Source organism: Acidobacteriota bacterium (genome assembly GCA_016712445.1).
Taxonomy (GTDB): Bacteria; Pseudomonadota; Alphaproteobacteria; order Caulobacterales; family Hyphomonadaceae; genus Hyphomonas.
Genome location: JADJRB010000001.1, coordinates 2,400,044 through 2,420,032 on the forward strand (window position 1 = coordinate 2,400,044; position 19,989 = coordinate 2,420,032).

Annotated in this window: 18 protein-coding genes; 4 read left to right on the forward strand and 14 right to left on the reverse strand. The window is 65.0% G+C overall.

Features of this window, described 5'->3' with window-relative positions; translation table 11 throughout:
* Nucleotides 1-168: 168 nt before the first annotated feature.
* Genes IPK75_12220 through IPK75_12245 form a run of 6 tightly spaced genes read right to left on the reverse strand, consistent with a single transcriptional unit; the run spans nt 169 to nt 4,846 of the window.
* Entirely contained in the window at nt 169-603 is a 435-nt protein-coding gene (locus IPK75_12220) for an HIT family protein (protein ID MBK8199122.1), read from the reverse strand.
* Nucleotides 600-1,163: a hypothetical protein gene (locus IPK75_12225; GenBank protein MBK8199123.1), complete on the reverse strand. Its 564-nt coding sequence runs from the start codon at nt 1,161-1,163 to the stop codon at nt 600-602. Before IPK75_12225 ends, IPK75_12220 begins: the two co-directional genes overlap by 4 nt.
* Nucleotides 1,160-2,323 (reverse strand): N-acetyltransferase, encoded by a 1,164-nt coding sequence (locus IPK75_12230; GenBank protein MBK8199124.1) that lies wholly within the window; start codon nt 2,321-2,323, stop codon nt 1,160-1,162. The genes IPK75_12225 and IPK75_12230 overlap by 4 nt, the downstream gene beginning before the upstream one ends.
* Before the next feature lie 9 nt (nt 2,324-2,332).
* Nucleotides 2,333-3,055 carry a phosphodiesterase gene (locus tag IPK75_12235; GenBank protein MBK8199125.1) on the reverse strand — a complete coding sequence of 241 codons (723 nt, stop codon included), beginning with the start codon at nt 3,053-3,055 and terminating at the stop codon, nt 2,333-2,335.
* Between the two features lie 3 nt (nt 3,056-3,058).
* The gene (locus tag IPK75_12240; protein ID MBK8199126.1) at nt 3,059-3,517 is read right to left on the reverse strand and encodes a RidA family protein; all 459 of its coding nucleotides are present in this window, start codon (nt 3,515-3,517) and stop codon (nt 3,059-3,061) included.
* A gap of 54 nt (nt 3,518-3,571) precedes the next feature.
* Complete coding sequence (locus IPK75_12245) at nt 3,572-4,846, reverse strand: DNA polymerase IV (protein ID MBK8199127.1); 1,275 nt, start codon at nt 4,844-4,846, stop codon at nt 3,572-3,574.
* 136 nt (nt 4,847-4,982) lie between these two features.
* Between IPK75_12245 and IPK75_12250 the strand changes: the two genes are divergently transcribed.
* From IPK75_12250 to IPK75_12260, 3 genes are all read left to right on the forward strand, one after another.
* Nucleotides 4,983-5,372 (forward strand): response regulator, encoded by a 390-nt coding sequence (locus IPK75_12250; protein MBK8199128.1) that lies wholly within the window; start codon nt 4,983-4,985, stop codon nt 5,370-5,372.
* On the forward strand, nt 5,369-6,736 hold the full coding sequence (locus IPK75_12255) for a PleD family two-component system response regulator (protein ID MBK8199129.1): 1,368 nt from the start codon (nt 5,369-5,371) through the stop codon (nt 6,734-6,736). The genes IPK75_12250 and IPK75_12255 overlap by 4 nt, the downstream gene beginning before the upstream one ends.
* Nucleotides 6,737-6,797: 61 nt before the next feature.
* Nucleotides 6,798-8,021 carry an MFS transporter gene (locus IPK75_12260; protein ID MBK8199130.1) on the forward strand — a complete coding sequence of 408 codons (1,224 nt, stop codon included), beginning with the start codon at nt 6,798-6,800 and terminating at the stop codon, nt 8,019-8,021.
* A gap of 68 nt (nt 8,022-8,089) precedes the next feature.
* On the opposite strand, the gene rpmG is transcribed toward IPK75_12260, so the two are convergent.
* From rpmG to IPK75_12300, 8 genes are all read right to left on the reverse strand, one after another.
* Nucleotides 8,090-8,257: a 50S ribosomal protein L33 gene (rpmG, locus tag IPK75_12265; protein ID MBK8199131.1), complete on the reverse strand. Its 168-nt coding sequence runs from the start codon at nt 8,255-8,257 to the stop codon at nt 8,090-8,092.
* A 93-nt stretch (nt 8,258-8,350) separates the two neighbouring features.
* The gene (locus IPK75_12270) at nt 8,351-9,067 is read right to left on the reverse strand and encodes an NUDIX domain-containing protein (GenBank protein ID MBK8199132.1); all 717 of its coding nucleotides are present in this window, start codon (nt 9,065-9,067) and stop codon (nt 8,351-8,353) included.
* A gap of 200 nt (nt 9,068-9,267) precedes the next feature.
* Entirely contained in the window at nt 9,268-11,559 is a 2,292-nt protein-coding gene (gene rnr / locus IPK75_12275; GenBank protein ID MBK8199133.1) for a ribonuclease R, read from the reverse strand.
* A 131-nt stretch (nt 11,560-11,690) separates the two neighbouring features.
* Nucleotides 11,691-12,533: a hypothetical protein gene (locus IPK75_12280; protein ID MBK8199134.1), complete on the reverse strand. Its 843-nt coding sequence runs from the start codon at nt 12,531-12,533 to the stop codon at nt 11,691-11,693.
* A gap of 3 nt (nt 12,534-12,536) precedes the next feature.
* Entirely contained in the window at nt 12,537-13,220 is a 684-nt protein-coding gene (locus IPK75_12285) for a M23 family metallopeptidase (GenBank protein MBK8199135.1), read from the reverse strand.
* A 128-nt stretch (nt 13,221-13,348) separates the two neighbouring features.
* Nucleotides 13,349-15,934: a type I DNA topoisomerase gene (gene topA / locus IPK75_12290; protein ID MBK8199136.1), complete on the reverse strand. Its 2,586-nt coding sequence runs from the start codon at nt 15,932-15,934 to the stop codon at nt 13,349-13,351.
* A gap of 125 nt (nt 15,935-16,059) precedes the next feature.
* On the reverse strand, nt 16,060-17,181 hold the full coding sequence (locus IPK75_12295; protein MBK8199137.1) for an LptF/LptG family permease: 1,122 nt from the start codon (nt 17,179-17,181) through the stop codon (nt 16,060-16,062).
* Nucleotides 17,181-18,323 (reverse strand): LptF/LptG family permease, encoded by a 1,143-nt coding sequence (locus IPK75_12300; GenBank protein ID MBK8199138.1) that lies wholly within the window; start codon nt 18,321-18,323, stop codon nt 17,181-17,183. The genes IPK75_12295 and IPK75_12300 overlap by 1 nt, the downstream gene beginning before the upstream one ends.
* A 123-nt stretch (nt 18,324-18,446) precedes the next feature.
* Between IPK75_12300 and IPK75_12305 the strand changes: the two genes are divergently transcribed.
* On the forward strand, nt 18,447-19,910 hold the full coding sequence (locus tag IPK75_12305; GenBank protein MBK8199139.1) for a leucyl aminopeptidase: 1,464 nt from the start codon (nt 18,447-18,449) through the stop codon (nt 19,908-19,910).
* Nucleotides 19,911-19,989 lie beyond the last annotated feature (79 nt).

Below are 19,989 nucleotides of genomic sequence, written 5' to 3' on the forward strand. Positions count from 1 at the left end.
GGACGGCCCCGCCGCTCCGGGCGCTTGTGCTGGGCTGCGGTCTCCAAATTTTTCAAAAGGAATATGGGGGCAGAAGCGGCGCGCCAATCCCTCTCCCTCCGGGAGAGGGGGGGGCGTCGCCGAAGGCGGTGGGAGGTGAGGGCCTGCTACCGCTTTAGGAAAAATGCCTCAGAATCCCGCGCGGATCTTCGCCGCAATTGGCTCCAGGTCTGCGGCGCTCTTCATACCGCCGCTGGCATGCGCGCCGGGTTTAACGCCGTCAAAGATCGGCAGGATGTGGAAGTGAATGTGGAAGATCGTCTGACCAGCGGGCGCGCCGTTGAACTGCATCACGCGCACCCCGTCCGGCTTCAGCCCGGCTTCCACCGCCCGCGTCACCTTCTGCACGCGGAGCATATAGGCGCCCAGCTCGTCCTCCGGCATGTCGAGCAGGTTGCGCGCCTCAACCGCCTTCGGGATCACCAGCGTATGCCCCTCCACTTGCGGGAACACATCCATGAAGGCGAGCGCCACCTCATCCTCGAAAACCTTCACACTCGGCATCTCGCCGCGCAGGATTTTCGCAAAGATATTGGCGGGGTCGTAGGGAGCGTGAAGGGTCATGAGGCAACTTTCATTTTTGCGCGCCGCGAAAGGAACTGGCGCGCAAGGAACACAAAAATCACGAGTGGCACAAGGAACCACATGGCTGAAAATGCCACGTACCCCAGCAGAAGTACCCAATCGGCTTCCGCCAGGCGCGCGCCCAGCAATTCCCAACCGAACCCGCCGTCAGCAGACACAGCACGAACCTGAGCAACCACCTCGATCAGCATGAAAAGCAGTATGAGGGGCACCAGCAGCAGACCGGTGTAATATCCCGTCAGCACGAATTGGCGAAACCGCTTCGGCTTCGAGGGCGTCGTCTCAAGATCCGGAAAGTCGACGCGCAGTCGCTCGTCTGCGCTCTCCGCATAGTCAATGATCGCTGCTTGCGCCTCTCGCAGCCGGTCGGCGGGCACCCGCACACCCACACCTCCCAGTGCTTGCAAAACACCCCAATCGATCATCGCGTGGTGCCAGTTCTCGAGGCTTGCCGCGATTCCGGCATCGTTCAGCAGCGCGGAGATGATGGCCGCCTCTTCCGCGCTGGCACATCTCCGGATGACAACTGCCCCGCTCATTCGCCTTTCCTGAACGGGGTGCGGTCCTTGAGGTAGTCGAAATCGGCGTCCACTGCCGCGCGTTCGCGCTCGAGATAGTCCGCCACAGCGGCGCGGAAGCCCGCATGGGCAATCCAGTGCGCCGAATGGGTCAGCACCGGGCCATAGCCGCGCGCCAGCTTGTGCCCGCCCTGCGCGCCGGCCTCCACCGTCTTCAGGCCGTTCGCGATCGCAAAGTCGATCGCCTGGTAATAGCAGGTCTCGAAATGCAGCATCGGCCGCTGGTCGATACAGCCCCAGTAGCGGCCATACAGCGTCTCCGAACCGATCAGGTTCATCGCCCCGGCAATCGCCTCGCCGTCCTCATAGGCGAAGATGAAGAGCAGGTCCTTCGCCATCCGTTCACGGAGCAGCGAAAAGCTCGCCCGCGTCAGGTAGGGCGAGCCCCATTTTCGGCTGCCAGTGTCCATGTAGAAATCAAAAAACCGGTCGAGATGCGCCTCGGTGATCGCGTCGCCGGTGATGTGCCGGAACTCCAGCCCCTCCTGCGCCTTCGCGCGCTCCTTGCGCAGGTTCTTGCGCTTGTCGGAAGACAGCGTCGCGAGAAAATCACCGAATGATCCGTACCCGTCATTCTTCCAGTGGAATTGCTGGTCCGTGCGGATCAGCAAGCCCGCCGCCTCCAGCGCCGGCACTTCGGCGTCCTCGATGAAATTGATGTGCAGCGAGGACAGGTCCATCTCCATCGCCATCTGGAAGGCGCCCTGCAAAAGCGCGGACTTGTAGAGCGCTTCGTCCGGCCCCGGCGCCACCAGCCGCCGCCGCCCGGTCACCGGCGTGAACGGCACCGCCGACAGCAGCTTGGGATAATACGATCCGCCCGCGCGCTCCCAGGCCTCGCCCCAGCTCTGGTCGAACACGAACTCGCCGCGCGAGTGGCTCTTCAGCCACATCGGCATCGCCCCGCGCAGCCGCCCGCCGGCATCGTGCGCCAGCACATGCGCGCCCCGCCAGCCGGTCCGCGGTGTTGCGGCGCCGGAGCGTTCCATCGCGTCCAGGAATTCCCAGGTCAGGAACGGGTCGTAGGCCAGCCCCGGCGGATTGGCGACCGCGTTCCACGCCGCCGGATCAACGGCCGACATCGAATTGACCTGGCTGAGGCGGGGCAGGGAGGCATCCATCCCGCCAATTTAGGGCGCCGCGCCCGCCGGGTCGATATGCTCGAAGATAATTGCCGGATTGTAAGTCCGCGCCGCCGCCAGATCGGCCTCGTTGCGGATCGTCCACACCACGAACGGCGTCGCCGCGCCCTCAAGTAACGCCGCCGCACGCGCCGTATCGGTATGATGCACGGCGAGATAGTCGATGCCGTCCGCCAGCGCCCGCTTCGCGGTCTGCGTGAAAACGTCTTCGCCCGCCTGAACCGCCGGCAGGACCAGCTGGCCCCGCATCAGGCGGGCGGGCAGCGCGCGCACCGCCGCCTCGGAAAAGCTCATCGCCGCCGCCCGCCCCGGCCAGTCGGCCAGCCGCGCCGCAATCCGCCGGGCGAACGCCGCCGGGTCGGTCGATCCGTCGATCTTCATCTCGCACAGCAGCGGCAGGTGCGCCGGCCAGAACGCGAGCAGGTCCTCGAAGCAGGGTATCCGCTCGTCCCACCCCGTAAGCGCGATGGAGGCAAGCTCCGCCGCCGCCCGCTGTTCGAAAACGCCGCTCGCCGGTGTCATCCGGTCAAGCAGCGAATCGTGGAAGATCATCGCCTCGCCGTCCGCCGAAGGGCGCAGGTCAAACTCGATGCCGAGCCCCGCTGCCGCCGCCGCGCGGAAACCACCGAGCGAGTTTTCCGGCGGCCCGGCCTGCTGCCACAGCCCGCGATGGGCATAGGCGAAACCCTTGAGGTCAAACCGCTCGGCCATCGGTCACGCGATCTCGAACACGCCGTCCACTTCCACCGCCACGCCCAGCGGCAGGGTGGGGCAGGCGACCGCCGAGCGCGCATGCTTGCCCGCTTCGCCAAACACTTCGACCATCAGGTCCGAGCAGCCGTTCACCACCTGCGGAATGTCGACAAAGTCCGGCGCCGCGTTGACGAACCCGCCGAGCTTCACCACCCGCTTGATGCGCGACAGGTCGCCCACGGCAGCCTTGCACTGGGCGATCAGGTTGATGCCGCAGATGCGCGCGGCGTGCTGGCCGGCGGAAAGTTCCATGTTCTCGCCAAGGCGCCCTAGGATGCGCCCGTCCGCGGTCGCGCTCACCTGGCCGGAGACGTAGAGCAGGTTGCCGGTGATCACGAAGGGCACGTACGTCGCCACCGGCTTCATCGGCGCCGGCAGCACGATGCCGAGACGGTCAAGGTTCTCTTCGGGCGTGGACATGGAAAGGCTCCCTCATCTGTCTGGCGTCCGTCCTAGCCTGCGGCGCCGCGCGAGTCAGCCCTCGTCCTTCTTCGCCATCCGGGCGGCCCGGCCGGTGATCACCGCGTTGCGGCCGAACTTCGCCCGTGCCTTGTCGGAAGCCCGCTCCGCTGCGGCGCGCTTGGCCACCTTCGGGTCGATCAGGTCGACGCTGTCGGCATGGTGCGGCGAGAGGCCGGACAGGCCAACCCCGATCAGCCGGTAGCGCACACGCCCCGTCACCTCCTTCGCCAGCAAGGGCCGCGCCGTGCGGAACACTTCCTGCGCCAGCTGCGTCGGCGCGTGCAGCGAGAGGCGCCGCGTCACCGGCTTGAAGTCGGCTGTCTTCAGTTTGAGCGTCACCACGATGCCCACCACGCCCTCGGCCTTCGCGCGGTCAGCGGTCTTCACGCTGAGGCGCCAGAGGTGGTCCTCCAGCACCGCAAGGTCGGCGGTGTCCTCGAAGAAGGTCGTCTCGCTGGAGACCGATTTGCGGTCGTCGTGCGGGCTGACCTTCCGGTTGTCGCGGCCATGCGCACACTTCTTCAGCCATTCACCGGTCTCGCCATACCGGCGGATCAGGTCCTTGAGATCCGCACGCTGAAGGTCGGCGACCGTATGGAACCCGTCGCGGTTCAGCGATTCGGCAAATTTCGGCCCGACGCCGTGCAGGAAGCTCACCGGCTGGTCGGCAAGGAACGCCTCGGCATCCTCGGGTGCCAGCACGGCGAAGCCGCGTGGCTTGTCGAGTTCACTCGCGGTCTTGGCGAGGAACTTGTTGGCGGACAGGCCCACCGACACGGTCACGCCCACCTGCGCTTCCACATCCAGCGCGAGGCGTGCCAGGCTCGCCGCCGGCGGCACACCGTGCAGGCGCTCGGTGCCGGCAAGGTCCAGGTAAGCCTCGTCGATCGAGACCGGCTGCACCAGCGGTGTCAGGGCATCCATCCGCGCACGGATGGCCCGGCCCGCCTCATGGTACTTGCGGAAATCGGGCGGAACCACGACCGCTTCAGGGCACAGCTTCAGCGCCTTGAACATCGGCATGGCCGAGCGCACTCCGTACAGCCGCGCCATGTAGCAGCAGGTCGTCACCACCCCGCGCGTGCCGCCGCCAACGATTAAGGGCTTGTCACGAAGCGCCGGATTGTCCCGCTTCTCGACTGCTGCATAGAATGCATCGCAATCAACATGCGCAATCGACAGGGAGAGCAGGGCCGGGTGACTGACGACACGCAACCGCCCGCAGGCCGGGCACCGGTCAAAATCCCCTGTCTTTACAGTGAGGCAGTCGCGGCAAAGGCTTGCCATGTCGCTATTCGTCCGCCTTCCGCATTGCTTGCCCGAAACCTGCCGCCAGACCGGCTCAAACACGTGTTAACTTTTGACAGTATAACTGAAAATCGCGGATCAGCATCCGCGCGAATCGTCAGCAAATTCGGGCCGTATGACCAAAGAGCATTCCAGGACAGTGTTGGTGGTTGAGGACAATGACCTCAACATGCGCCTGTTCTGTGACTTGCTGGGGGCCTACGGGTTCAAGACCTTCCAGTGCCGCGACGGCGCCAAAGCGGTCGAGATCGCCCGCAAGGAGCTGCCGGACCTCATCATCATGGATATCCAGCTGCCGGAAGTGTCGGGTCTCGACATCACGCGCTGGCTCAAGGACGACAAGAAGGTCGCCCACATTCCCGTGCTGGCCGTGACCGCCTTTGCCATGCGTACGGACGAACAGCGTGTGCGCGAAGCCGGCTGCGAAGGCTACCTGTCCAAACCCATCCAGATCGCATCCTTCATCCGGGCGGTGGAAGCGCTGATGCCGAAGGAGCCGGCATGAGCGCACGGATCCTCGTCGTCGATGACATCGAAGCGAACCGCAAGCTGCTCGCCGCCAAGCTTGAAGCACAGTACCATTCGGTGCTCCTCGCCAGCAGCGGCCCGCAGGCGCTCGAGATGGCGAACGAGCACAAGCCCGAAATCATCCTGCTCGACGTTATGATGCCGGGCATGGACGGCTATGAAGTCTGCCGCCGCCTGAAAGCCAATCCGGCCACGAACCATATCCCGGTCGTCATGGTCACGGCGCTCAGCGACGCCGAAGACCGCGTGCGCGGACTTGATGCGGGGGCGGAGGATTTCCTCACCAAGCCGGTCGACGACTTCCTGCTCACATCGCGCGTCAATGCCCTGATGCGCTACAATGCGGTGACGTCCGAACTGCGCCAGCGCGAAGCGAGCGGCCTGAAAGTCGGCGCAGTCGATGGTTCGGCCAGCGACGAGATCGACCAGCCCGCCCGCGTCTTCCTGATCGATGACAACCCGCGCACCTCCGCCCGCACGGCGAACGTGCTGCGCGAGCATGGCCACAAGGTGATGACCTTGCTGGAGTCCGGCAACATGGGCGAGCTTGCGACTGAGCGCACCGATGTGCTGCTCGTCTCGCTGCTGTCGAAAAGCTTCGATCCGCTGAAACTCTGCGCCCACTTCAAGACCAATGACGTGACCCGCGCCGTGTCTATCCTGCTGATCTGTGATCCGCTGGAGCGCGCCAAGGCGGTCAAGGGACTCGAGATCGGCGCCAGCGACATGATCATGGCGCCCATCGATGCGCAGGAACTGGTGGCGCGTGTGCGCACGCAGACCCGCCGTACACGGTATGTCGAGATCCTGCGCGAGCGGGTCGACCGCGGCCTCGAGCTGTCGGTCATCGATCAGCTCACCGGTCTCTACAATCGCCGCTACATGACCAACCAGCTGCAGCAGTTCATGCACCGCGCCGTGAAGGGCGGAAAGCCGCTGTCGGTGATGATGCTCGATATCGACCACTTCAAGCGCATCAACGACACGCTCGGTCACCAGGCCGGTGACGAGGTGCTGCAGGAACTCGCCGACCGCCTGCGCCACAATGTGCGCCCGATGGATGTCGCCTGCCGTCCCGGCGGCGAGGAATTCCTCGTCATACTTCCGGAGACGCCGGGCGAACTCGCCTGCGCGGCAGCGGAACGGGTGCGTCGGGCGATTGCCGCCGACTCGTTCAATGTGCTCAGCGATACCAGGCAGGTCGCCGTCACGGTCAGCGCCGGCGTCGCATCCTTGCTCGGGCCGGACGATACGATGGCCGAGCTTCTGAACCGCGCCGACACGGCGCTCTACCAGGCCAAATCCGGCGGCCGCAACCGGGTCGAGAGCATCGCCGCCTGATTGACAGGCCCCCGTCATCGCGCGACAGGCCGGTAAGCGTTTGATTGCAGGCCGCCCCAGCATGTCCACCCGATTCGCGGCCTTCCGGCACTCCTCCTACGCGCGGTATTTCCTCTCGCGCTTCCTGACATCCTTCTCGGTGCAGATCGTCTCGGTGGCGGTCGCCTGGCAGATGTATGATGTCACCCGCAATCCGGCGCTGCTGGGCTGGATCGGCCTCGTCCAGTTCCTGCCGGCGCTGTCGCTGGTCGTGGTCACCGGCAACGCCGCCGACCGCCTCGGCCGCCGCATGGTGATGGGCGTCGGCGCGCTGGTGATGATGGCGGTCGCGGCCGGCATCCTCGTGCACGTCCTCGATGGGCATTTCGAGCCCGTCTACATCCTCGGCCTGCTCACCCTGCTCGGCACGGCCCGCGCCTTCTACGGGCCGGCGGCCACAAGCCTCGCGGTCAACCTCGTACCGCGCGAAGATTTCCCCAACGCGGTCGGCTGGATCACCTCGTCCTGGCAGATGGCGTCCATCGCCGGTCCGGTGGTCGGCGCCTTGCTCTACGGTCTCTCGCCGCAAGCCGCCTATGGCACCGCCACGGCGCTGCTGGCGGTTGCCGCCACGCTGATCTTCTCGATCCCGAAACCCAACCAGGTTGTCTCGCGCGAGCCGCCCTCGCTCGCCAGCATCCTCGGCGGGTTCCGCTATGTCTGGAAGGACAAGGTCGTGCTCGGCGCGATCTCGCTGGACCTCTTCGCCGTGTTGCTCGGCGGGGCTGTGGCGCTGATGCCCATCTATGCACGCGACATCCTGCATGTCGGCGAGGCGGGCCTCGGCCTGCTGCGCGCCGCGCCGGGCATCGGCGCGATCATTGCCATCGCCCTCATCACGGCCTTCCCGATCCGGGACCATGCCGGCTGGATCCTGCTCGGCGCCGTGGCGATGTTCGGCCTGTCGACTGCCGTGTTCGGGGCCTCCACGCTCGCCTGGCTCTCCATCGCCGCCCTGATGTGCGTCGGCGCCTTCGACATGATCTCGGTCTATGTCCGCGAGATCATCCTGCAGCTCTGGACGCCGGATGAGGTGCGCGGGCGGGTCAACGCGGTGAACTCGATCTTCGTCGGCGCCTCCAACGAACTCGGCGAGACCCGGGCCGGCTTCATGGCGGCCCTGACCGGACCTGTGTTCACCGTCGTGGCAGGCGGATTCGCGGCGATGGGCATCGCGGCGGCCTCGATCGTCATCTTCCCCAGACTGCGCCGCATCCGGCACCTGCAGGAGCGGGCAGAGGTCTAGGTCCCCAAAAGCGAAAACCCGCGCCGAAGGGGCGCGGGTTTCCAGAAATTCCCAGAAGGAACAGGATCTTACTTGATCTTGCCTTCTTTGAAATCGACGTGCTTTTTCGCAACCGGATCGTATTTCCGCTTCACCATCTTCTCGGTCATGGTGCGCGGGTTTTTCTTCGTCACGTAGAAAAAGCCGGTATCTGCCGTCGAATTCAGGCGGATCTTGATAGTGGCGGGTTTTGCCATGGGACGGCTCGCTTGAGGCTAGGGGTGTATCTCGAAAGGGCGCTTATTGGCGGGGTGGACCGGCAAAGTCAAGCCATCCGGCGCGCTGCACTGTTACAGCCGGTCGGTGGCGTGGCCACTCCGGCTCCAGCGCAGGAAGGGCGGGCGGTGCTCCTCGTCGGGTTTGGCCAGCCGCTCGCCGATTTCGCCCAACATGAAGCGGGTCACCGAGGGCAGGTCGAGTTTCATCGCATCGGCGAGCGTCACCCATTGGAGGTCTGACAGTTCGGCCCCGTCAACCGGCGGGCGCTCGTCGATCAGGGCGAGTTCGGCCTCGGCCATGAAGAAGCGCGCATCGAACCGCCGGGGCCGGGACGGCGGGGTCACGGCGCGGCCGATGAAGACGAGTGGCGACAGGTTCGCGACCAGGTCCAGCCTGTGGAATTCTTCCCAGCCGGGCGGTGCTGCATCGGGCATTTCGGCTGACCGCCCCACGATCAGGCCGGTCTCCTCGAAGGTCTCGCGGATGGCCGTCAGCGCAAAGGCGCGCGGAATGCGGCGCGACTGGATGCGCAGCTTTGCCTCGACTTCGGGGCGAAGCTCCTCCCAGGCGATCGCCTTGGAATCCTTGGGATCCACACGTCCGCCGGGGAAGACATACTTGTCGGGCATGAAGGCATTTGTGCCCGCCCGCTTGCCCATCAGCACGCGCGGCTGCGTCTGGTCGCGGCGCACCAGGATCAGCGTTGCGGCGTCACGCGGGCGCAGGCTGGGCACCCCCCGGGTGACCGCGACGCCGTCCTCATCCTTGTCAAAAACCGTGTTCAGCATGAACGACATCATTGATGCCAGAATGGCGATTGCAAGGCGCACTGCACCATGACGTTGGGTCACCACCCTCACCTCCCACGCCCTGCGGGCGCGGGTCCCTCCTCTCCCGCGAGGCGGGAGAGGGGTAAGAGGCGGCGCCAACCCCTCTCCCACACTGCGGGAGAGGAGGGGCCCATTGCGCAGCAATGGGAGGTGAGGGCCTAACGCCGCTTTTTCTTGCCGGCGCCTTTCGGCAGCGAGCGCTTGTCGAACTTGGGCTTGCCCTTGCGCGGCGGGCCTTTGCCGGGCGGGCCGCGGTGGCTGCGCGGCGCCCCTTTCTCCCGCGTGATCGCCTTGCGCGCTTCGCGCCGTCCGGCGGGGGCGGGCATCGGGTCGGAGATCATCTCCAGCAGCAGGCCGCCCTGCAGCGGCGTCACTTCGCGCAGCCGTACACGGACGATCTGGCCGAGCGAGAAGGTCTTGCCCGAGCCACGCGCATAAACGGCCATGGCGGCCTCGTCGTGGATCCAGTAATCCTCGGAGAGCGACGAGATCGGCACGAAACCGTCCGCCCCGCTGCCCGCCAGCGCCACGAACAGGCCCGCTGGCGTGACGCCGGTGATGCGGCCCTCGAATTCCGCGCCGACGCGGTCGGCGAGGAAGATGGCGAGGTAGCGATCGGTCGCGTCGCGCTCGGCCGCCATCGAACGGCGCTCGGTCATCGAGATGTGGCTGGCGATTTCCTCCAGCCGGGCGGCAGAGCGTTCCGAAAGGCCATCCGGCCCAAAGCCGTGGGCGGTGATCAGTGCACGGTGGACCACGAGGTCGGCATAGCGGCGGATGGGCGAGGTGAAGTGGGAATACTTGGCAAGGTTCAGGCCGAAATGGCCGAGGTTCTCTTCCGAATAGATCGCCTGCGCCTGCGAGCGCAGCACCATCTGCTGGATCATGCCTTCATAGTCGCCGCCCCGGATTTCCGCGAGCAGCTTGTTGAACTTGTGCGTCTGCGGACGTTCGCCGATATTCCACTTCATGTCGATCGTCTGCAGGAAGTCCGCAAAGGCCGCGATCTTCGCGTCCGACGGCGTGTCGTGGACGCGGTAGACGACGGGGCTCTTCTTTTCTTCCAGCGTTTCGGCGGCCGCGACGTTCGCCTGGATCATGAACTCCTCGATCAGGCGGTGGGCCTCGAGGCGTTCCTTGGTCGTGATGCCGGTGATCTCGCCTTCGGCGTCGAACTGGATGCGGCGCTCCGGCAGGTCGAGATCGAGCGGGCTGCGCTGGTCGCGCGCTTTCGCGACGGCGGTGTAGGCGCCCCAGAGCGGCTTCAGCACCGTCTCGAGGATGTCGCCGGCCTTGCCGCCCGGCTTGCCGTCGATGGCGGCCTGCGCCTCCTCGTAGGCGAGCTTTGCCGCCGAGCGCATGTTGGCGCGCAAGAAACGGTGGCTGCGCTTGTTGCCGTCCTTGTTGAAGATCATCTCCACCGCAAGGCATGGGCGGAGTTCCCCCTCGCGCAGCGAGCAGGCGTCCGCCGACAGCTCGAACGGCAACATCGGCACGACGCGGTCGGGGAAGTAGGTCGAGTTGCCGCGCTTCTCGGCTTCCTTGTCGAGGGCCGAGCCTTCGGTGACATAGGCGGACACGTCGGCGATGGCGACGATGACCTTCCAGCCGTCTTCCAGTTCTTCGGCATAGACGGCGTCGTCATGGTCGCGGGCGTCATGCGGGTCGATAGTGATCAGCGGCACGCGCGTCAGGTCCGTACGCGGAACATCGGCGGGCTTCTTGGTCTTCGCTTCCTCGATCACGGCGTCGGGAAATTCGACCGGGATGTCATTGGCGTGGATGGCGATCAGGCTGGCCGAGCGCGCATCGGTGATGTGGCCGATCACTTCGGTGATGATGCCGAGCGCCGGGCCATACTGGCGCCGGCCTTGCGGCTTCGGCTGGGCGACGACGAGGTCGCCGTCCTTGGCGCCCTTGCGGTCGGATTCCTGGATCAGAAATTCGCGGCGCTCCTTGCGGCTTGCCGGCGTCACGCGCCCGCCATGCGCCGTGCGCTCGTAGAGGCCGACGATCTTGTCGCTGACGCGCTTTTCCAGCAGCGTGACGACATAGGCGCGCCATTCGCCATTGTCGCGCCCGGCGATCTTGCAGATTGCGCGGTCGCCCTTGGCCGGCGCGCGGCTGCGGTTCTTGCCCGAGGGCCCGCCATAGACGAGTTCCGGGCCGAACAGGCCATTGTCGCCGACGCATTGGCCGATCAGGTCGCCGTCGCGGGTCTGGCGGGTGAACTCGACCAGACCGCTCGGCGGGGGGCGGTCCGCCTGCGCGAAACTCCGCTTGCCGGTGCGCTCCAGCTTGCCTTCGCGCTCCAGCTCCTCGAGCACTTCGCGCAGCACGGCGCGCTCACGCCCCTTCACCTTCAGGCCCTTGGCGATATCGGCCTTGGAGGTGGCTTCGGGGTGTTCCTTGAGGAAATCGAGGACGGTCTGGCGGTCAGGAAAGCTCATGTGGCCGCATATAGGGGAGTTCGCGGCGGAATGCTTGGGGAAAGTGTTTTTCCTTCTGCACGCTCTTGATGCGCGTCACCCTCGACCGGCGAAGCCGGTCTGAGGGCCCATCTCCCGGCGGTGCCAAAAGCTCAATCGTTGAGTTTTGAGCGTTCGCGCACTTCCTCACCAATGAACAGATAGCGCAGCCGAATTTTCAGATACGCGAGCAGACCCAACAGGTGCCGGTTTTCAACTTGAGTCATTCCGTCGTCTAAGAAACCGCGAGTGTTGTTCAAAGGGTCGTCATTGTGGTCGTATATCTCAGTAAATTCGAATATCACCCGAATCGCCCTTTCGCTGACAAATGAGTTCGCGTGTAGAGTCGATGAATAGCCATCTATTTCTAGAGATGTCTCGACCACCGACCTCTCAGCGATACTGTCGATGTCTGTCTTTTCAATCTTGGTAGCAGGAACCACGGGGTCCGAAGAGGGAAGCCCAAAGTAATATTCGTGCGAGTTGCTCAAGAATGGCAGAAACTTTATCTTCCATTCCTCGGTGAACAGCCGCCACTCCCGCTCATGATACTCCTCGGTAATGGACTTCGATAAATGTTGAGCTCGAAGTAACAAGCGCGCCGCATTCACCCAAGCAATATTTCGGGTCGGCGCGTCGGAGTCGATCACTAACCATGCTCGTTCGACTCCGCGGCAAGCTGCGTCGAGTGCTCTCTGCGAGCGGTGGACGAGTTCAGATCGATAGTATTGGTTGATTGCGAAAAAGAGACCGCTACCGGCGGCGAATGCACCTGCGGAACCCGCCGCGCTGTTCGCATCAATTTGAATAATTGCAGGCAATCCAAGCGAGATTGAATGGGCAGCACAAACAAGCGACGACAGAAGCAAAAGTGCGCCTAGCGCAGGAAATATCTTTAGGAAGACGAAAGTCTGAAGTTTGGTTGAAAGCCGTAGTTCGTTGGAATCAATTCGCATACGTCAGCTTCTTGTGCCCGCCGTCGGCTGTTTCATCGGGTCGATGGCAGTGAGCGCAAACGACTTCGCCTGGGCGCCCCATTCGCCGGTCAGCATTTCGTAGTGCAGGTGGCGCGGGATCTTGTAGCTTGCGGTGTTGCCCATCACGCCGATCACCTTGCCGGCGGCGACCTTTTGGCCTTCGGCGAGGCCGGGCGCGAAAGAGTCGAGGTGGGCATAGCGTGTGAACACGCCATTGCCATGGTCGATCACCAGCATGTTGCCGAAATCGTCCCGGTACGTCTTTTCCTTCACGGTGCCGCCGCCCGCTGCATACACGTCGACCGGGGCGGAGCTGTAATAGTCAATGCCCTTGTGGTTAGAGAAGCTGCGCGGGCCGAAGCCCGAGGAGAAGCAGCCATCGGCGACCGGCGCGACCGCGAGCGTGACTTTGCCGTCAACCGTGACGAAGGGTGAAAAAGGCGCGATCACGAGGTCTGCGTCCGTGGCCGGACGATTGGCGACCGTCATGCCGGGGCAGACTGACATCGTATCCGAAAACACGCTGGGCTCCGGCTTTGGCGGGGCGGGCGCGGGCGTTTCGGCAACCGGCGGCGGCGTAGTCTTCACCGCTTCCGTCGTCGCGCAGGCCGCAGCGACGACCGCAACGCCGCCGAGCAGCGCATGTGAGTACCGGATGCGGACCATGACGTCGCCCCTCAAGAGACCGGCGGGAACACTACTCCCAACTCGAGCGCAGGTCTATTCCGCGCGGGGATTACCAATTGGTTACGCCGGCTGTGCCTTGCAGGCAGGGGCCGCGCGTCTCCGGGCTATCACTCCGCTGCCGGCTTCTTCTTCGCGGGCGCTTTCTTCTTGGCGGCAGGCTTTTTCGCCGCTGCCTTCTTCGGCGCAGCCTTTTTCTTGCCCGTGCCGCTGCCAGCCTTGGCGTTCACCAGTTCCAGCGCGGCTTCCAGCGTCACGGTCTCCGGCGCCATGTCCTTCGGCAGGGTGGCGTTGACCTTGCCCCACTTCACATACGGGCCGTACTTGCCGGCGAAGACTTCGACCGCGCCGCCGTCCGGATGCTCGCCCAGAGATTTCAGCGCCTGCGCGCCGCCGCGTCCGCCGCCGGCAGCTGCGCGGGCGCGTTTCTCGGCGATCAGGTCGACTGCGCGGTTGATGCCGATCGAGAACACCTCGGTCGGGTCCTTCAGGTTCGCATAGGTCTTGCCATGTTGCACGTAAGGCCCGAACCGGCCGAAGTTTGCGAGGATCATCTCGCCATCTTCCGGGTGCGGACCAATCTCGCGCGGCAGGCTGAGCAGCTCGACCGCGCGCGACAGCGTCAGCGTGTCGGGGCTGTCAGACTTGGCAAGGCTCGCCCGCTTCGGCTTCTCGCCATTCTCCATCTCGACATAGGGGCCGAACCGGCCGGACTTCAGCAGGATCATCACGCCCTTCTCGGGGTGGATGCCGATCTCGTTGCCGTCGGGATTGATCCCCGCCGCATCGCCGTCGCCCGAGAACTGGCGCGTGTATTTGCATTCGGGATGGCGCGAGCAGCCGACGAAGGCGCCGAACTTGCCGAGCTTCATCGACAGCTCGCCTTCCTTGCACAGCGGGCACAGGCGCGGGTTTTCGATCGGGTTGCCGTCAGCGTCCTGGCGCGGGAAGACGTGCGCGCCGAGCGCTTCGTTCAGCGCGTCCAGCACGTGCGTCACGCGCAGGTCCTTGGTGCCGTCGATGTCGCTGGCGAACTGTGTCCAGAAATCGCGCAGGAAGGCTTTCCAGTCGAGCTTGCCGTCGGAGATGACGTCCAGCTTCTCCTCGAGCCCGGCGGTGAAATCATACTCCACGTAGCGCGCGAAGAAATTCTCAAGGAAGGCCGTGACCAGCCGGCCCTTGTCCTCCGGCACCAGCGCCTTGCCTTCAACGCGGACATAACCGCGGTCTTCCAGCGTCGACATGGTGGAGGCGTAGGTCGAGGGCCGGCCGATGCCGAGTTCCTCAAGACGCTTGACCAGCGAGGCTTCGGTATAGCGCGGCGGCGGCGTCGTGAACGACTGGTTGGCGTCGGCCTTCACGAGGTCGGCATGCTGGCCCTCGGTCATCTTCGGCAGACGGCCTTCGGCCTCGTCATCGTCGTCGCCGGCGTCATGACCTTCCGTGTACAGCTTGATATAGCCGTCGAACACCAGAACCTGGCCGGTCGCGCGCAGGCCCGCGCGCTTGTCCTTCGAGGTGAGGTCGATCGTCGTGCGCTCGAACAGCGCCGTTTCCATCTGCGAGGCCACCGCGCGCCGCCATATCAGCGTGTAGAGCTTCATCAGGTCGCCGTCGCCGCGATAGTCTTCGGGGCGCAGGTTGAAGTCGGTCGGGCGCACGGCCTCGTGGGCCTCCTGCGCGTTCTTCGCCTTCGACGAATAGCGGCGGGTGTTTTCCGGCAGGTAGCGCGCGCCGTAGTTGGACTGGATCATCTGGCGGGCGGCGGCATAAGCCTCCTCCGCCATGTTGACGCCGTCGGTCCGCATATAGGTGATGCGGCCTTCCTCGTAGAGTTTCTGCGCGGCCTGCATGGTGCGCTTGGCATTGAAGCCGAGCTTGCGGCTCGCTTCCTGCTGCAGGGTCGACGTGATGAACGGCGGCGGCGGATTGCGCTTCACCGGTTTCGCCTCGACCGAGGTGACCGAGTAGCCACCAGCGCGGACGATCTCCAGCGCGCGGTCGGCGTCGCCCTTGTTGCCGAGCGTGAATTTCTTCAGCGTCTCGCCGTCCAGGCTGTGCAGGCGAGCCTCGAACGCGGTGCCATCCGGCGCGCGCAGTTCGGCGGCGATGTTCCAGTATTCCTGCGGACGGAAGAGTTCGATCTCGTTCTCGCGGTCGCACACGATGCGCAGCGCCACGGACTGCACGCGCCCGGCCGAGCGCGAGCCCGGCAGCTTGCGCCACAGGACCGGCGAGAGATTGAAGCCGACGAGATAGTCCAGCGCCCGGCGCGCGAGGTAGGCATCCACCAGCTCGCCATCGATCTGGCGCGGATGTTCCATCGCCGTGGTCACGGCACTCTTGGTGATGGCGTTGAACACTACGCGCTCGACATGCACGTCTTTCTTAAGCGCCTTGCGTTTCTTCAGTGCTTCCACGAGGTGCCAGGAAATGGCTTCGCCTTCGCGGTCAGGGTCGGTCGCGAGGATCAGGGTGTCGGCGTCCTTGAGGGCGCCTGCGATTTCGGAAATCCGCTTCGCCGACTTGGCATCCGCCTCCCAGACCATCTCGAAATCATTGGCCGGATCGACCGAGCCATTCTTCGACGGGAGGTCGCGGATATGCCCGTAGGAAGCCAGGACCTTATAGTCCTTGCCCAGGTACTTGTTGATCGTCTTGGCCTTGGCGGGCGACTCTACGACGACAAGCTTCATGCGGATTCCCAGTCAGTTCATGGTCGCAGCGTTTACCCGAAAACCGGTTCCCGGATTGCGGAACGCCGCTTCAAGGGCGGCAGACATGGTTCGGGCAGGGAGGCCTTGTCAAGGCCGCCGCAGAGTCAGCCGTCTTCGCGGTAGGCGACGAAAGCGAGGGCCACGAACAGCACGAAGAGGGGCGGGGACCAGGCCGCAACAGGCGGCGGCGCGGCGCCTGTGGCCCCGAGGCTCGCCGAAAACTGGGTGAAGAAATAGAGGTCCACGGCGGCCAGGACACCGGTCGCCAGCAGCCGCGATGTGCCGCCCAGTCGCTGCAGGCGCAGGCACGCGAGCGCCCCGATCAGCGCCATCGCGACGAACAGGATGGGCGTCGCCGTCAGCGCATACCAGCGCATCGTGTAGCGCGAGGCGTCGAGCCCGGCGGCCTTGGTGTCATAGATGAAGCCGGGCAGGTCCCAGAAGCCGATCGTGTTCGGCGAGGCGAACTTGTCGAGCAGCGTCACCGCGTCCAGCGAAGTCGGGATGGCAAGGTTCGCCTTGCGCTCCGGCGGCTGGTTGGGAAGGTTCTCGACGAGGTTCTCAAGCTGCCAGAAGCCGTCGTTCAGCGTCGCCTTCTCGGCGTCGATGCGGCGCACGAAGGCGAAGTCGCTGGTTGGCTTGCGGCCGGAATAGAGACGCTGCTCCTCGATGATCTTCACGTCGCGCAGCGTGCGCCCCGAATCTTCCACCTTGCGGGCGTGGATCACGAACTGGCTGGTGTCGTCGCCCTGGCGCAGCCAGATGCCGGTGTCGGCAACCGCCAGCGTCTCCTGCCCGATCTGCAACAGCCGGGCACGCTCGAACTCGAACGACTGGGTGAGGCGGGCGGCGAAGGGATTGAGCACGAGGGAAGAGAACAGGCCGAGGCCGACCGACAGCACGATCACCGGGGTCAGGAACCGCCAGGCCGACAGCCCGCTGGCGCGGATGATCGACAGCTCCGAGCGCCGGTTCAGCCGCGTGAAGGCGAGCATGCAGGCCGCCAGCAAGGCGAAGGGCAGGGTCTGCTCGATCAGCAGCGGCATCTTCATCAGCGACAGGCGCAGCGCGCTGACGAGGCTGAGGCTGACATCGCCGCCGACGGTGCGCAGCTGTTCCACCACGTCGATCATCAGGATCGCCAGCAGCAGCAGGCTGAGCACCATGATGAGGCCCGACAGGCACTCTTTCAGGATATAGGTCTGGATGCGTGACAGGAACGGCATCAGACAACCGCCTCATCGCGCGAGATCAGCACACCGCCCATCGGTGGCGGCCGTTTCCCGATATTGCGCCCGCGTCCGAAATAGACCCAGGACAAGCTGGCGATCACCAGCAACGGCACGGCCCATTGCACGGCGTTCAGCGCCGGATCGTTGGCCGCCTCGGACTGCAGCGCCAGCTGCACGATCAGGACCAGCGCCGCGGCGCCGGTCGCGAAGCCGATCCGCTTGGAATAACCCTGCCGGCTGAAGTCGCCGCCCAACACAGCGACGATGGCCAGTAGCGCCATCACGATATTGAGCAGCGGCGTCGTCAGGCGCGCATGCGCTTCGGCGAGGAAGCCGTCGGCTTCCTTGTTCTGGAAGTAGTCCTTGCGGTCGACGAAGAACAGTTCGTGCAGGTATTTGTCCGACGCCTTCAGGATCAGCTCGGAGTCTTCCTTCATGAACTCGGTCAGGTCGAACATGTACTGGTCGAACTCGAGGATCGACAGTTGCTGGTTCGGATCGAGCTGCTGGCTCAGCGCGTCTCGCAGCAGCAAAGTCGGGCGGCCTTCCACGCTGACCAGCGCCGCCGAACGGGCGAGGATGTCGGTCGGATAGTCCGGGTCCGTCATGTCGGAGATCAGCACACCGCGCAGCTCGCCGTTCACCTGCTCGCGCGCGTAGAAGGTCAGGCGTTCACCGTTCGTCGTGAACTGGCCGGGCCGGATCAGGGCGGCGGCGAGGTCTGCCCGCGCCACCGCGACGGCTTCGCGCATGGTGCGCTGCGCGGCGGGTTGCACCCAGAGGTTCACCGCGAGGTGCAGCACGGCGCACATCACCGCCAGCCGCAGCACGGGCGAGGCGACCTGCCAGCGCGTCATCCCGGCGGCCTGCGCCACCACGATCTCGGAATCCTTGTGGATCCGGTTGAGCGACCAGACGGCGCCGACGAAGATGGCCAGCGGCGTCAGCAGGGCGACCACCTGCGGCGAGCCGAGCATGACAATATAGAAGTAAGTCAGCGCCGACTGGCGGTTTTCGAGGATCAGGTCGGTCCGCGACAGCCCCTGCGCCAGCAGCGCCATCATGACGAGCCCGCCGACGATGATCACCACCGCCTGCAGGATCTGACGGAACAGATGGGCCTGGATTTTGGTCATCGGGGCGGGGCGGCAGACACTCTGGCTGTAAAAACAGGTGGGTAAGTCGGGTGATTTCCCTTGCTAACGAGTTGCGCTTGGCGCGTCGATGCTTAGTTTCCGCTCACAACGGAGTTTCCACACATGAAGATTACATTCGCAGAAAGCGGCAAGGCGGACATCGCGGCCTTTATCGTAGACGAAGGCGACAAGCTGCCGGCCGCGGCGGCCGCGCTCGACAAGGCCTCGGGCGGCCTGCTCAGCGAGGCGCTGGAAGGCGGCCGGTTCGACGGCAAGGCCGGCCAGCACGCCTTGATCGTGCTGCCGAAGGGCGGCGAGGCCCGCCGCGCCGTACTGATGGGCGGCGGCAAGGCCAAGAAGCGCGATGCCCGCACCCTTGAGAATATCGGCGCACACCTTGTGAAAGCCGTGGCCTCCAGCGGTTTCAAGACCGCCTCGATTGCAGCGCCTGACGCCGAATCAGCGGCCCGAATCGCGGCGGGTGCCAAGCTCGCTGCGTATCGTTTCGATACCTACTTCACCAAACTGAAGTCCGACCAGAAGCCGAGCCTGTCCGGCCTCACAGTGGTCACGCCGGACCCGAAAGCAGCGAAGGCGGCCTACGGCCCGCTCGATGCGGCCACCGACGGCACCTACCTCGCCCGTGACCTCGTCAACCTGCCTCCGAACGACCTCTATCCGGCCTCGTTCGCCGAACGCATCAAGGAACTCTCGGCGCTCGGCGTCGAAGTCGAGGTGCTCGGCGAGAAGGAAATGAAGAAGCTCGGCATGGGCGCGCTGCTGGGCGTCGGCCAGGGCTCGGTGAAGGAAAGCCAGCTCGGCATCATGAAATGGAACGGCGGCAAGGCCGGTGAGGATCCGGTGATCCTTGTCGGCAAGGGCGTCTGCTTCGACACGGGCGGCATCTCGCTGAAGCCCGGCCCCGGCATGGAAGAGATGCGCGGCGACATGGGCGGCGCAGCGGCCGTGACCGGCACGATGCGGGCGCTGGCGCAGGCGAAAGCCAAGGTCAACGTCGTAGGCCTCATCGGCCTCGTCGAGAACATGCCGGACGGCAACGCGATCCGCCCCGGCGACATCCTCCGCTCGGCCTCCGGCCAGACGATCGAAGTGCAGAACACCGACGCCGAAGGCCGCCTCGTGCTGTGCGACGTGCTCTGGTACGCGCAGGAACACTTCAAGCCGAAAGCCATCGTCGACCTCGCGACGCTGACCGGCGCGATCGTCATCTCGCTCGGCCACCACCATGCCGGCCTGTTCTCGAACAGCGACGACCTCGCCGAAGAACTGACCAAGGCCGGCCTTGCTGAAGGCGAGCGTGTCTGGCGCATGCCGCTCGGCTCCGAGTACGACTCCCTGATCAAGTCCAAGTTCGCCGACATGCGCAATATTGGCGGCCGCGCAGCGGGCTCGATCACGGCGGCGCAATTCCTGAAACGCTTCATCAAGGACGGCGTGCGCTGGGCGCATATCGACATCGCCGGCGTGGCCTGGGTCGAAGGCGAGAAAGCCCCGACCGATCCGAGCTGGGCCTCCGGCTACGGCCCGCGCCTGCTGACGAAGTGGATTACGGACAACTACGAGTAATACCCAAGTCCGCTCACCCCCGCGAAGGCGGGAGTCCCGGGCGGCAGGAAATACCCGATCCCCGCCTTCGCGGGGATGA